8 protein-coding genes are annotated in these 16,122 nt (G+C 28.5%); all 8 read left to right on the top strand.

The window, feature by feature from the left end; genetic code table 11:
* Positions 1-59: 59 nt before the first annotated feature.
* The gene (locus tag B3N22_RS10540; protein WP_286906901.1) at positions 60-5,894 is read left to right on the top strand and encodes an immunoglobulin-like domain-containing protein; all 5,835 of its coding nucleotides are present in this window, start codon (positions 60-62) and stop codon (positions 5,892-5,894) included.
* Positions 5,895-6,024: 130 nt separating this feature from the next.
* Positions 6,025-7,152, top strand: coding sequence for a response regulator (locus B3N22_RS10535; RefSeq protein WP_286906899.1), 1,128 nt, complete (start codon positions 6,025-6,027; stop codon positions 7,150-7,152).
* Positions 7,153-7,579: 427 nt separating this feature from the next.
* The gene (locus tag B3N22_RS10530) at positions 7,580-12,826 is read left to right on the top strand and encodes a diguanylate cyclase (protein WP_286906897.1); all 5,247 of its coding nucleotides are present in this window, start codon (positions 7,580-7,582) and stop codon (positions 12,824-12,826) included.
* 352 nt (positions 12,827-13,178) lie between these two features.
* The gene (locus B3N22_RS10525) at positions 13,179-13,472 is read left to right on the top strand and encodes a hypothetical protein (protein WP_286906895.1); all 294 of its coding nucleotides are present in this window, start codon (positions 13,179-13,181) and stop codon (positions 13,470-13,472) included.
* 93 nt (positions 13,473-13,565) lie between these two features.
* Positions 13,566-14,030 carry a pyridoxamine 5'-phosphate oxidase family protein gene (locus B3N22_RS10520; RefSeq protein WP_286906893.1) on the top strand — a complete coding sequence of 155 codons (465 nt, stop codon included), beginning with the start codon at positions 13,566-13,568 and terminating at the stop codon, positions 14,028-14,030.
* A gap of 92 nt (positions 14,031-14,122) precedes the next feature.
* Positions 14,123-14,818 (top strand): gamma-glutamyl-gamma-aminobutyrate hydrolase family protein, encoded by a 696-nt coding sequence (locus tag B3N22_RS10515; protein ID WP_286906891.1) that lies wholly within the window; start codon positions 14,123-14,125, stop codon positions 14,816-14,818.
* A gap of 144 nt (positions 14,819-14,962) precedes the next feature.
* Positions 14,963-15,148, top strand: a complete 186-nt coding sequence (locus tag B3N22_RS10510; RefSeq protein WP_021800593.1) for an alpha/beta-type small acid-soluble spore protein — start codon at positions 14,963-14,965, stop codon at positions 15,146-15,148.
* A gap of 265 nt (positions 15,149-15,413) precedes the next feature.
* A partial coding sequence (locus tag B3N22_RS10505; RefSeq protein ID WP_286906889.1) for a hypothetical protein occupies positions 15,414-16,122 on the top strand: 709 nt, incomplete at its 3' end.

Genomic DNA, 16,122 nt, shown 5'->3' with positions numbered 1-16,122 from the left:
TTTAGAATAATAGAGTAATATAGATTATGTAAAAAGAAATTACGAAAGGGGGAAAGTGGATGAGTAAATTGACAAAAAAGAAGATTTCATCACTATTAGTTTCTGCAATATTTACTTCAAACCTGTTTAATTACGGGCTTATAGCAAATGCAGCAGAAAATAATGATGTCGAAATTTCTTTAAAGCCTCAATTTAATGCCGACATAGTACTGACGGTTGGAGACAGCTCTGTAGATTCAACTAGTTTTGAAGCAGACTTAAAGGCAAAACTTAGTTCGCTTGGTGTACAAGATTCTAGGATAAAAATTTCTGGTTTAAAATCAGAAGCGGTAAGTGCAGAAGATACTTTTGCATGGAATATCTACGATCACAAGGGTAACTGGGGAGAAGATAATTATCCAAATGGTGATGGACAACCCGACCCAGCAGATAATCAACATATAATTATAAAAAATGATGGTAAGAATATTGTTTTTTATGGATATGGACAACCTGGTTATAAGGACTTTATGTTTATGCCAAGTGAATCAAATTCAAAGAAAAGTTTTGAGTTTGAAATAAATGAAGCTGGGATAAACTATCACAGTATGGAGGGTGGCGGATTCTTATTCAATACAGATATTGATGAGAATGGAATCTTAAACGGATATGCAATACTGTTTTTACAAGCAGGAGTAGGTGTTTATAAGATGACAAATATAAATGCTAACGACTTTCATAATGAGCAAAGCAGAGGATTTTATGATCCTTATGGATGGTATGGAACTTATCCAGGAATCACTCAAATAGGTAGTCTATATAGCAAAGATGCATCTCAAAACCATACAATAAAAATAGAAACCACTAAAAACTCTATAAGTATGTGGGATAATGGCAATAAAACTATTGATAACTTACAACTAGATAGTGAGTATGGTAATGGTTTTGGACCTATAGCGAGCTACTCGTCACACGGTTGCAATATTTTATCATATTTTGAATTTAACAATTTAAGTATGAAAACTACAAGTTACAAGAAGTTTAAAGACCTAATTAAAGAACCAGAATGGCAAATTGCTGCTAAGAAGTTTGTTGTTAATTTAAATGATGGTTCAGATTCAGATTTCCATGATCCTAGTGCATATGGTGAAATTCAATCTAGAATAGCTAGTGAAAATCTACATTATATAGGATGGGGAACTAGTGTTAATGAAACTGAAGCTAAGGATTTAGTAGCTAAAAATAATGGTAATGGTATTTATGTTGATAATACTAGTTACAGCAATTCTATTGATGAGATAGCAGCATACATATATAATGTGTTAAATCAAGAAAGTGATGGAGCAACTAAAGTATTAATAGGACAACCTATTGATGTTGCTGTTACCCCAAGTGAGTATAAAGAAAATACTGCTAATGAGGATTACCCATTAGGTGGATGGAAAATTACTCATGATGATACATACTATGAAAATGGTATGGGTAAAGCAACTTTTGATGGACAATATATGGATAATTTAGAAACAACTTTTGATAAGCCAGGCAAGTATGACATTACTTTTAGAGATAATGTAGTTACACCTAACACAGTTTATGCTCACAGACTTCCAATAGCTTCATTTGATTTTGATTTAGAAAATGATAACGGAAATTATACTGTATCCCTTACAGATAAATCTTTTGATTTAGACAGACAAAGTCAAGCTGATAAAGGAATAGCAGAGGTAAAATGGCAGTGGAGAGAAGTAACTTCATCTATATGGATAGATGGACAAATTCCAACCTCTTTAGATGCTAATAAACAATATTTAGTACAATTAACAGTTAAAGATTATGATGATGCTTGGAGTAATCCTTCAGTTAAATATATCTCAACTGTTTCAGATTCTACTAAAAAATCAATTGCAAGTTTTATTATTGATCCAGAAGTTCTTTACCTGCCAATTAATAAGGATATAACAATTGTAGATAATAGTTATGATCCTCAAGGAAGAGAAATAACTGAAAAAGTTTGGAAAGTATTTAAAGATGGAGAAGAGATTTACTCAGGTTCAACTCCAATGACAGATTTTTCAGGGAAATCAGCTGGAGATTATACTGTAACTTTAGTTGTAAAGACAGCTGATGGTTATTCAGACAAATTCTCTAGAACATTTACGGTGAAAGATGTTGAGCAAGAAGCAAACAATGCTAAAGACAATGTAAACATAGGTTATGAGCCAGGTGATAGTGAAACTAGTGTAACCAAGAATGTAACATTACCTACTACAGGACCTGATAATACTTTAGTTAGATGGACTTCAGATGATCCAGCTATAACTAAATACGGAGAAGTTACTAGACCTAATATTGTTGAAGGTGATAAGACAGTTACATTAACTGCTACTGTATACAATAATGGAGTAACTTCAACAAAAACTTTTACAGTTATAGTTAAGGCTGCACCAAACAATATTCCAGTATTAACTGATGGAAGTAAATCTGTAGAGAAAGATAGCGATCTTAGTTTCACTTTAGAAGATTTTACTTCACATTATAGTGATAGCGAGGGAAGTCCTCTAGAAAAAATAAGAATTAGAAGCCCTCATAACGGAATCCTAATTTATAATGGAGCAGAATTTAATTCATATGATGAAATACCAGCAGAAGGATTAGATGCACTTATATATAGACCAAATACAGGATTTGTAGGAAATGATTATTTCATATATGAAGCTTATGATGGTTATGGATATTCATTAGATAGTATATTTACTGTAAGTGTTCAAGATACAATTCCAGCAACAGTTAGTGGTGTAAATATTACTTCAAATAATGCTAAATCTCCAAACTATGCTAAAGAAGGAGATACTATTACATTAACATTTGATGCAAGTGAAGAGCTAGCTGAAAATCCTAAGGTAACTATTTTAGGAAAAGAAGCTACAGTTAATAAACTTTCAGGCAACAATTATCAAGCTACTTATGTAGTTGAAAAAGAAGATACTCAAGGTGTAGTAGAGTTTGAGATAGGCTCTATAAAAGATAAGAGCAATAATGTATCTCAAGAAGTGACTACAACAAATGATAATAGTAGTGTTATAGTAGAAACAATCCCTCCAACTGTATCTAATATAGTTGAAGGACAAAGCTATAAGCCAGGTGTTATTCCAGAAGTTACTAAGGGTAAAGTATTTTTAGATAATCAAGAATTCACTTTAGGAAACAAGATAGAAACTGAAGGTAATCATATTTTAGTTGTTGTAGATGAGGCTGGAAACACTAGTGTTGTTAGTTTCACTATTGATGGAACAGCACCTACACTGTCAGAAATTACTGATAATGCTTATTACAATAAACCAGTTGCACCTAAATTCAATGAAGGTACAGCTACACTTAATGGAAAACCATATGAATCTGGAGAGGAAATATCAGAAGAAGGAACTTATCAGCTTATAGTAACTGATAAGGCTGGAAATGTAAGTACAGTAAGCTTTGTAATAGATAAAACTCCTCCAACAGTTAGTAATGTTTTACAAAATGGACAATACAATGAAGATGTTAATGTAACCTTTAATAAAGGTACTGCAACACTTAATGGAAACCCATACGTATCTGGTACAAATATATCAGAAGAAGGAACTTACGAACTTGTTGTAACAGACCAAGCTGGAAATGTAAGTACAGTGAACTTCACTATTGATAAAACTTCTCCTATTATAGAGGGAGTTAAAAATGGTGAAAGTTATAATAAAGATGTTGAGGTGACTTTTAATGAAGGTACAGCAACACTAAATGGAGCACCATTTGAAAGTGGAAGCAAAGTTACAGAAGAAGGGCAATATACAATTAATGTTGTTGATAAAGCAGGAAACATTTCCACAAGTACTTTTGTAATTGATAAAACAGCTCCTGTAGTTAGTGGAGTTGAAGATGGTAATCACTATAATAACAAAGTAAATGTAAGCTTTAATGAAGGTACAGCAACACTAAATGGAGCATCATTTACTAGTGGTACAGATATAACAGAAGAAGGAACTTACACACTTGTAGTTAAAGATAGTGCTGGGAATACTACTACAAAAACTTTCACTATTGATAAGACAGCTCCAGTAGTAAATAACCTTAAATCTGGAGAAACTTATAAAGAAGACATGACACCACAATTTAATGAAGGAACTGCAACTCTAGATGGAAAACCATATGAGCCAGGGACTCCAGTAACTGAAGAAGGAAGTCATACTTTAGTAGTAAAAGATAAAGCAGGTAATACTACAGTAGTTAACTTTACTATTGATAAGTCAATGCCAAAAACATTAGATCTTAAAGGTAAAGTTCAAACTTCAAACGGACCAGTAGCAAATGCTAAAGTAACATTAGTTGACGCTGATGGCAAAACTATTGGAACTACTACAACAGATGAAAATGGAAACTATACATTCAAAGATCAAAAGACTGGTTTATACAAGGTTATAGTAAATAAAGATGGACTTGAGCAACAAACACAAGTAAATCTTCAGCCTACGAAACCAACAGATAAAGAAAAGGTTCAAGATGTTTATGTATCTAAGTACAGAGTAACAGTAACAGCTTCACCTAACTCTATAGTAGGAGACGGAGAAGATACTACAACTCTAACAGTACAAGTGTTAGATGAAAACAATAAACCTGTACAAGGAAAAACTGTTACTATAAATGTAACTAGCGGTACTCTTAAAAATGGAAACACAGTTATAACAGATGCAAATGGAGATGCATTGTTTACACTACAATCATCAAAGGTTTCTGGAGATGATATGTTAACAGTAACAGTAGGAGCCAAGGTAGATGGATTAGATGTTCCAGTTACTAATAATGCAATAGTGCATTTTGCACCAGGAAGCATTAAGGGAGTAGTTGTAGATAATACAACAGGAAAACCAGTTGCAGGAGCTATAGTAGAAGTATCTAAAGACTTTGATAACAATGGAATTCCAGATTTCTATGCTAAATATGTAACAGGAAATGATGGTAAGTACAAGATAGCAATTCCTAAGGGAAATGTTAAATACGACGTTAAAATAACTAAAAATGTTGCTGTTGGAAATGTAAATAGGTCAGTTACATTCAACCAAAAAACTAATGCTGGAGCTGTTTCTTCAGAAGGTAAAGAAAGTTATGATAGTGCAAACACTGTAACTGGATTACTTCTAATAAAAGATCCTGATGGAAATGTTAAGAGTTTAGATAGTTACGCTAACTATAGCATGACTATATTAGATGAAAATGGCAATGTAGTTTCAGGAATTTCAGATGATGAAGATCCAAGCAATGAAAACGGTGGGGTATTTAACTTCAGTGGTTTAGAAAAAGGAAAAACTTATTATGCAGCTGTTTATTATAATCTTCCAGATGGAAGCAAGATAAAAGTTGGCTCTTCAAAAATCCAAGTTAATAATGATGGAGAATTAAATGTTGCTAACGCATTGATTGACCCATATGGAGACATAACAAACATTGAAAATGGTGATTTAATATCTGGAGCACACGTTAAGTTGTATTATGCTGATACTCAAAGAAACAGAGATAAGGGAATAAAACCACATACATTGGTTAACTTACCAACAGTTAATGATTTCCCTCCAGCAGATAACCTAAACCCACAATTTAGTGATGAAAATGGTAAATATGCATGGATGGTATTCCCACACACTGATTATTATATAGTAGCTACAGCAGATGGATACGAAGACTATACAAGTAGTATAATTACAGTAGAAGAGGAGATAGTTAGATATGATATCCAAATGACTCCTATAAAGAAAGCTGTTAACTCTGGTGATAAGTTAGTACAAACTGGATCATTAGTAGATATGCACATATTACTAGTTTTAGGATTAATATTAGCTGGTGCTGGTATAGTTTTAGTTAGAAGAAAAGAAACAAAAGAAAATTAACCATATATACTTGACCGACCAAATTACTTAATTTGGTCGGTTTTTATCTTTATATCCAGTTATTAAAAGAACTTATTGTGATTTTATGTTATAATATGTAAGGGTATTAGTAAGTGGTAAGGGGTGCAGTATGCTTAAAGTTATAATTGTTGAAGATGAATTACCGAATCTACAGCTGATAAGGATGCTTTTAGATGAAAATAAGAATATAGAAGTAATTGGAGAATATCTAAGTTCAAATAAAGCTTGGGAAAACATACAATTAGATAAACCAGATGCGGTATTTCTTGATATAGAAATGCCTGGTATGAATGGAATGCTTTTAGCTGAAAAAATAAAAAAATATGATGAAAGTATACAAGTAGTTTTTATGACTGCCTATAATCAGTATGCAGTTGAAGCCTTTAGGCTTAATGCGATACATTACATACTCAAACCTATATCAGAAGAGGCAATTGATGATTCTATTGAAAGATTATTAAAAAATAAAAAAGGCGCTGTTGAAAATAAAGCAGAAGAAAAATATTTAATAGAGTGTTTTGGAACTTTTAAAGTTTTTAATAAAACAAGGGAGAATACAATAAAGTGGATAACATCAAAGTCAGAGGAATTATTTGCATATTTTATATGTAATAAAGGGCAATGGGTGGATAAGTGGAAGCTTTGTGATATGTTTTGGAGTCAATCTACGCCTAAAAATGCAGAACATAATTTACATAGTACTATAAATAGATTAAAAAACTCTTTAAAGTCAATAGGTATAGAAAACATAATTGAATATAGCCAAGGTATGTATAAAGCTTATTTAGAAGAGTTTGATTGTGATTTATGGAAATTTGATGAATTTATTAGAAATAATTCTGATGCTAATATAAGTGATATAGAAGGAATTGCTAAGTTAAATAAGGGTGAGCTATTTGAAGGCAAAGATTATCCATGGTGTACTGAATTAAGAGAAAATTATAACAGGTATTATACTGATTTATTAAATAAAATTATAGATTATCATAGTGAGAGAAAGGATTTTAATACGGCTGAAACGTATATTAGTAGATTATCAGAGTTAAATCCATTAAATGATAGTATAAACGAAAAAATTATAGATTTATATTATAGACAAGGAAATTTAATAAAAACTATTTCTCAATATAAGAAAATAAATGAACTATATAAAAAAGAATTAGGAATTGAATTTACCCTCTCTAATAAAGAGTTATATAAGCGGATAGCTTTAATAGAAGAAGTAACAGAAGTATGATATCTGTTACTTCTTTTTTTGTAGAAATTTGGCGATAAATTGATAGATCAAAGTGTGAGTTTGTGAGAAATTTGTGAGAATATTGTAGTAAAATAAGGAAAAAGAGATGATATTTATAGGAGGGATATGGTATATGGTTAAAAAAATAGTTAATAAGATGTCAATAAACAAGGCAATATTGTTTTATAAACTATTCAGAGTAGGATTTAAATTTCATAATGGAAAAGGAACTCCATTTATAGAAATATAGGATATATAGTTAAGAGAAGAGTCTTTACAGATTTAATTAGAAGTTAGATTTGTAAAGACTCTTATTTATTATCCCTAGTTTATTTTTAAATTAAATAAAAGCTGTATATAAGAATTTTAAATTAATGTTATAATGAATATAGTATAAAAAATTCTTATATACGGGCAGGGGTTGGCAATGAGAATTATAAATGATAGATACATTGTAGAAAAGATAATTTCTAATGGGGATCATATTAGTAGTTACCTTGTAAAAGATAAAATTAATAATAAGAAGTATGTTTTTAATATCGTAGAAACTAAACTACTAAATGATAGAATAAAGGATAATATTTTATCTAGCATTACTTGGATTAAAAATCTGAATTTTGCTGGAGTAATTAACCTCTATGATTTTATTACAATAGAAAATATAGATGGAGCAAAAAGCGAAGGTAGGAAGTTTGCTTATTTAACTGAAGAGCTTAATGAAGGTGCTAGAAAGATTTCGGATATTAAGCCCAATAATATTGACATAAAGTTAAATGTATTTGCTCAGCTAGTAGTCATTATCAACACCTTAATATTAAAGGGATACGTGTATGATAAATTAGATTTAGATAATATATTTTATTTACCAAATGGAGATGTAAAGCTTGGCGATATCCTATCTATAGAAATAGAAAGGATAAATTTAAGCAATGATTTAATAGAAAACATTCTATTAGTTACTGAGGATAATAAAGAGGACTATTATAAGTTTAATGACTTAACATATATTTTTAATTATATTTTTGAAAATGAACTTCAAAAAAATAAGGATGAGCATAAGGCTTTAAATAGATTATATAAAAAGCTTATAGAAAAAGCATTTTCAGATTTTGAATCTATTATAGAATATATAAATTTAAAATTTAATAAGATATTTCCTAAATTCGATTATAGTTATTTAAATAGGATAAATACTGAACTACCCATAATAGGAAGAGAATATGAGATTAATAAGTTTATTCAGAAAGTAGATGCTGTTGTAGCTAAAAATATTCAGTTTTCTATAACATCTATAAGTGGTGATGAAGGTAGCGGGAAAACAAAATTATTAAATCATTTCAAAAATATAATAGATAAAAAATTTGATGATAATGTAAATATTATTGATATAGAAACGCTTGTAAACAAAAGTATCAGTACTGAAGAAAATAAAAGAGTAGTATTTAACTTTCTTCAAGGTATATGGGATAAAAAACAAAAAGAAAAATATGAAAAATACATTGAAGAATTCTTCTATTTAGTAATAAACTCAAAGGAAATGTATACTGAGGAAGATAAAAATACTTATTTAATAATAATTAATAGAATAACCAAGTTTTTATCAGAAATAGCTAAGAATAAGTTTACTGTGCTATTTCTTGATGATATTGAGAGCAAAACCTATATAGGAAAACTATTTCTGAAGTATCTATGTCTGTCACAAATTTCAATAGAAAACTTCCTAGTAGTAATAACTTATAATGATAATAAGATTAAAAATTCTATGGGGATTGATAATTTTATTCAAGAGTTTAAGCTAAATAAAGATTTCTATGAATATAATTTAAACTATTTAAATGAACATGACACAAGAAAACTAATAAGAAATATGTTAAATACATCTTTGGATTTATATGATTTTTCTAACAAAATATATAAAGAAACATTAGGTAATCCAATGTATGTAATTGAAATTATAAAGAAGCTATTTGCAGATAAAGTAATATATATTTCTGAAAAAACTGGTAAGTGGAAAGAAAACCTAAAGGACAAAGAGATAGCATTACCTAAAAATATAGAAGAAGAAGTTCAAAGGGAATTAAAAAGGGTTTCTGATGTTTCTTATAATATCCTTAAGAAATTATCTATGTTTAAAAATCCAATAGAAGAAGAACTGTTATATAGTTTAGGAATATTGGATAAAGATAATATGAGAGAGTTTAAACAACTTACAGTTGATGATTATATAGGGGAAAGAATATCTGATAGAGGGATATTATATGGAATGAATAATAATCTTATGAAGAAAATTATCTATAGAAACACCTCTATAAAAGAAAAAAATATATGGCATAGAAAAATAAGTGATTTTTTGGAAGAGAAAATTAAAGAAGGTTATTCCTACGAGGATGAGCTTATTTATCAATTAGAAATATTAGAAGAAGACGATAAGTTTGTTAGGTTATGTAAAGAGTGTGGAGAGCGCGAATTTAAAGCGTGGAATAATAATAAGGCTATATACTACTATAACAGATGTTTAGAATCCAAGAGTATAAGCAATGAAGCCTATATTGATATAAGCTTAATTTTGGCAGACTTATATTATAGGGATGGTAATATTGATGAGAGTATTAATTGTTATAAGAGCTTATTGTGTATTGTAAAAGAAAAAGAAATTAGAGCTTATTGTTATGCAAGAATTGTTGCTATAGGATATAGAGTAGAAGATTCAAGTTTTTTAGAAAAATGTTTAAGTGAATGTAGGACTATACTTGATGAAATAGATTATCATAAAGGTGAAGTAGCTTATTTGCTTGCAAAAGCTAAATATAAAAATTTCTTAGGTGAATATAAAGAAGCAATAAAAATTTCATTATATGCTTTAGAATTTTCAAAATATAAATATATGGATTTAGTAGGTTACATTTATATATGTCTTGGAGATTCATATATAAATATAAATGAGAAAAAGAAACCAATAGAATATTTTAACTTAGCAAAAAAGTATTTTAAGGAAACATACAATTTTAGAGGAATAATATCATCAGATTTCAATATAGGAAATTATTTTTTTAGGATAGAAGAAGATAATAATGAAGCACTTACGAATTTATATAATGTTCAAAAGGCAGCTAATAAATATGAGATTGAAGACTTTATTGTCCTAAGTAATGTGTATATAGCAGAAGTATATATTTATCAAAGAAAATATAAAGGTGCATTTGAACTTTTACAGGAAGCTTTAAATAGAACTAGTAGTAATTCCCTAGAATATTACAGGGGTTTGGCATGTTTTATGATTACTGAATGTTCTATAGAATTAAATGAATTCCATTTGGCATATAGATATTTAGAACTAGGAAAATTAGTTATTGATAAATTTACTTCCAAAGGAGTATTTCTTAAATATTTAACAAGTGTAATGGCTAAGTATTATTACGCTATAAGCGACTACGAGAAGCTATGGGAGATTATTGATAACAACATAATAAATGAAGGTGAATGCTCTAACCACATAGCGCTTAAAATTGAGTGTAAGCAGCATTTTTATAATTTAAGAAGATGTATATCAGAAGAAGATATAAAAAAGGAAATCAATGAAATTTATAAAAAGAGTAAAAATATAAAAGACACTTATTTTAAGAGTAATTTACTTCTAGATTTTATTATTGCGCTCGAAGAGATGGGATATAGGAATTTAGCAAAAGAAGTTTATGAAAACTTAGAAACTATAGAAAAAGATAATAAACTGATGCTAAAGCAGAAATATATACAGTTGATTTTAGATGATAATAAAACCAGAGTTCCAAGTGACATAGAAGTATTACTAAATTATATGGATGATAAAAAATTACTTTCTAAAGTTTATTTAAAAATTGGTGAAATCCATGAATTGAATAATGAATTTATAGAAGCTATAGAAAGTTATTATAAAGTTATAACCATATTGAATAGGATTATAAAAACACTTCCAATAAAATATAAACTAAATTATATTAATAGTGGAATATTATTAAAAGTCTATAATAACATAGTTAACTGTTTTAATAATAAATTAAAGACTCAAATATTGGTGAAGAAAGAAGTAATTAAATCCCTTCAAGAGTTTGATGAATTAATGAACGAGTTAGAAATAGATAACTTAATTAAAAATAGGGAGTTTTTATATAAACTAAAAGAAAATTTTGAAGAAAGTTATTCAAATGAATTTAATAATATTTATGATGTATTAGATGGTTTTAAGAGTGATATTATAAGCAATATAGAAAACCTTACAAAATATATATGTAAATTAACTTTAGCTGAGAGCGCTATAGTCACTATGCAAGATTTAGAAGGTTTAGAAACTATAATATATAATTACAGAGCTATAAACCCTAGGACAAAAGTTGAATTCTTTAAGAGTAAATTTAGTACCGAAGAAGATGGAAAGATAGTAAAAGTGGATCTAAATAGAGCTAATATAGCAGATGAAGATTTATTGCCTAAAGAGATGAAGTCGGCTATATATTTAAAAATAAAAAACAAGATAAGAATAGAATCTAAGGAAAATATTCAAGGATCTATAATACTTTATTCTAATAGACATTTAAACAATATAAATGAACAGTCTTTAAAAGAATTAAAAAACCTAATTCCTTTGTTAGGATTTCTATTAGATAAATATAATTTAACTTTGAATTCTACAATAGATAAATTAACTAACGTATATAATAGAAAATATTTTGAAGCTAGTTTAGCCGATCTTTTAGAAAGCTCAAGAGCGAACAAAAAAGAGTTTTCTATTGCAATAATGGATATTGATAATTTTAAAGGAGTTAATGATAAATACGGACATCATTTTGGAGATAAAGTTTTAAGCTATGTAGCAGCTATAACAAAGGAGACAGTTGATAAAAATGATGTTGTAGGGCGTTATGGGGGAGAAGAATTTGTTATTATATTCCCAGATAAAAATCAATATGAAGCTTTTGAAACCTGTGAAAAGTTTAGAGAAAAAATACAAAAAAGCTCCTTATTAGGGAATGGATTAGAAGTTACTATTAGTATAGGGATTTCTCAGTATCCCATACATTCGAATTCTAGTGATAATCTTATCAAAATGGCTGATGAGGCACTGTATGTGGCTAAAAATACCGGGAAAAATAGAACTGTCATATGGAATAATGAAGTTGGATCATCCAGTAAAATAAATGATAAGCTTGCAGGTATATTGTCTGGAAATACTATAAATGATTATAGAAAATTAAGTGCTATTACAGATATAATAGACTTAATTAGAAGAAAAACAGAGAAAAAAGATAAAATATATGAGTTTTTAACAAGAGTTATGGAAATATCTGAAGCTCAAGAAAGTACTTTGTTTTTAATAGAAAATAAGATAATTGTGGATGAATTTTCAAGAAAAAGATATAAGGATGGATGGCATAAAGCAAGTGATATTAACAATAATATGATACATGATGTTATAGAAAGTAGAGTTGGAACTTATCTAGTCAACTGGGATGGCGAAGGTAAAAAAAATGATAGTTATTGGATACCAGATTGGAAATCTATTTTAATAGTACCTATTATTTATAATGGATTTGTAAAAGGAATATTGTATCTTACTGTTTCAATAAATGAAAAGGAGTTTAATCATAATGACTTAAATTTTGTTGATACACTGTCAGGAATATTTGCAGCTATAATATAAGGAGAATAAAATATCTTGATAATGAATAATCTATTTATTATTTTAGCACTTACTTTTTGTAAGTGCTTGTTTTCTAATATATTTATTAATGATAAGTTTTTAATGTTTCATGATTTATATTTTGACAAACTATAATCTATATTATAATATTAATTTATAATATGTCGAATTTTACAACAAGATGTTTATTTTCATGTGTTGTGAATAGTTAAACTAGAAAATAATTAAATTATTTTTATATGAAACATTTATATGATTAAAAAAGTTTTTAAAAGTACATAAAAGGTGTTTAGATTTAAGGTATTTGTACGATTATAATAATATAGATTATTTGTGGTAAGGTGTGAAGTGGGTGAATATGGAGATTTTGAATAAAATCGATAATTTAGATGATATTGTTCTTATAAGGTGCATAATTAAAAGGGATTATGGTGATTATTTTAAGGCGGAAGATTATCAAGGGAATAAATACATAATTGCCAAAAATAAAACTTCTAAAAAATTTAAAAAAGGTACAGATGACACTTTTTATGCTGTAAAAGAAAAAACAGGAGTTATTTTCAAAAAAGAAGTATATCATCCTGTTAGCTCGTCTGAGTACATAGAATTAAAAGAACATTTTGAAAAGGGTATTGGACTAAATTAGTTTAATACCTTTTTTTATTTACAAAAAGTGAATTTTTATTACTCAGTTTAACAATAAATTTGATATAATAAATAAAAAGAAGGGGGCTAAGTTATGTTTAAAAATATGAGAAGAAGTGATAGAGAATTATCACAAGAAGAAGCTTTAGTGATTTTAGAAAAATGCAGTTTTGGAGTATTATCTGTTTTAGGTGATAATGATTATGCATATGGTGTTCCTTTAAATTATGTTTTCTCTAATAACAATGTATATATACATTGTGCAAAGCAAGGATTTAAACTAGATTCTTTAAGAAAAAATCCGAAGGTTTGCTTTACAGTAGTTGGTGCAACAGAAACACTAGCTGATAAGTTTTCAACTAATTATGAAAGTGCAATTGTGTTTGGAAAAGCTATAGAAATTATTGAATCTGAGAAAATAGAAGCTCTTAAGACATTTATCTATAAATTTTCGCCAGATTTTAAGGAAGAAGGAATGCAGTACATAGAAAAAGCAGCATCTGCCACAACTGTTATTAAAATAGAATCTCAAAAAATTACAGTAAAAGCAAGAAGATAGGTTTTGTTGATTAACAAGTTCATTTCGTGAGGTATATATTATTATAATAGCAGTTTTATTCATTAATCGATTTTAAGCTAGGAGGGATACTAATGACGAAGAAGAAAATAGCTATAGTTCCTAATGTCTATACTGACTATGATAGGATGGGAATAAATTCAGATTACGTTTATTCTATAGCTGAAGCAGGGGCGTATCCTATAATTTTTTCACTTATAGATGATGAGGAGTATATGCAGCAAATTTTAGAAGATGTTGATGGTATAGTTATAACAGGGGGTGTAGATTTAGACCCTTTAAGATATGGTGAAGAGCCAAGGACACTTCAAGGTCCAATTGATCCTATAAGAGATTCATTCGATTTAAAGATTATTGATAAAGCAATTAAATCGAATAAAGGAATACTAGGAATATGCAGAGGACATCAAAGTTTAAATGTATATTTTGGAGGAAGTTTATATCAGGATATTAGCTACGGATATGATAACCCATTAAAACATGCTCAACAAGCTAATAAAGATTATGGAACTCATACAGTAGAATTTACAAAAGGAAGCATACTTTATGAGATTTTTGGAGATAAAACAATAGCTAATAGCTATCATCATCAAGTTATTAAAGATTTAGGTAAAGGTGTGATTGCTACTGGGTATACAAAGGATGGAGTTATTGAAGGAATAGAAGTTGAAGGATATTCTAATATAATAGGAGTTCAATGGCATCCAGAAAAGATGTTAGGAAATAAAGAAATGGAAAGACTTTTTAAACACTTTATAGACATGCTATAAATTTTTAAGAAAAAAATAGAAAATGTAACAATACTTGCTTGGATTATTTAAAAATTAATCGGACAATATAATAGTGTAAGCAAGATAAAAGATAAATTCTTTTAAAAGCTTATAAATCCATGAATCCAGAAGGAGGAATCACAAATGTCAACAAGAAGATTAGTACCCGAAGCTAGAGAAGGCTTATCAAAATTTAAAACAGAAGTAGCACGAGAACTAGGAGTTGAATTCTCAGATTATAATGGGAATTTAACATCAAGACAATGTGGCTCCGTAGGAGGAGAAATGGTAAAGAGAATGGTAGCTGAATACGAAAGCCACTTAAAGTAAGTACTAAGGGTTAGTATTTGCAGGAACAATTACCCAGCTTATTACTAAAAATTACTAAAGAATTGGAGGTAATAGTCATGGAGGGAGTTCCACCAGAAAGTTTATAAGATGCTACCTGGAGATTTTCTTTACAGATAATTTTATTATTTGTAAGAAAATCTCCTTTTTATTTTAAGGAAATAAAAGAAAATATATTGACAAAAATACGACGAGAATATACACTTTACAATATAGTAATAAATATCTCATAAAGGAGTTATGATAAATGTTTTTGTTATATTATTTTTTAGTTCCTCTACTATTTTTAAGTCCAAATTTAAAAAATATAAAAAAATCAGCAAATATATTTAGATATATAATTGGATTAGCTTTTTCATTCTTAATTTTTTATGTATTTAAGATGGATAAGAGCATTAGTTTAGTTATTTCAATTTTGGGAGTAGCTGGAGTATTTCAGATTGTAATGGCAATCATAGAATCAGGAATAGACTTTAAAAATAGGGCTCAAAATAAGGGTCAATTTAAGTTTATGATTTTAATAGGAGTGATATTTTTATTGGTTGCAGGTGTCTATAATACAATTCCATACTCTATAGGGCAAACAAAAAAGCTATATGTAATGGTAAACGCTAAAGAAAGTGATGAAAAATCACCTAAAGTTAATACAGAAAATATAATAATAGTTCCTCCTGAAACAGCGTATTATCAAATGCAAAACATGATAGGATCGCTTCCGAATCCAAGCTTTTATAAAATAGGACAACTTAATTTGACCAAAACGCCAAAAGGAGCTTATTATGTTGCACCAATAGAATTTGAAGGTAATATAAAAGCTCTATTAAATAGAAAATCACCAGGTATTGTATATGTATCTGCAGAAAGATTGGAAGAGCCAAAAATTATAGAAGTTGAATACAAGCATAGTGAGTCATTATTATTTAATAATAATATATACTATAATAGTGCGTTTTTAC

Origin of the sequence: Clostridium sp. UBA1652 (assembly GCF_002320975.1) — a bacterium.
Lineage (GTDB): Bacteria > Bacillota > Clostridia > Clostridiales > Clostridiaceae > Clostridium_T > Clostridium_T intestinale.
The sequence above is the reverse complement of the archived record's forward strand: the minus strand, read 5'-3'. Positions and strand labels throughout refer to the sequence as shown.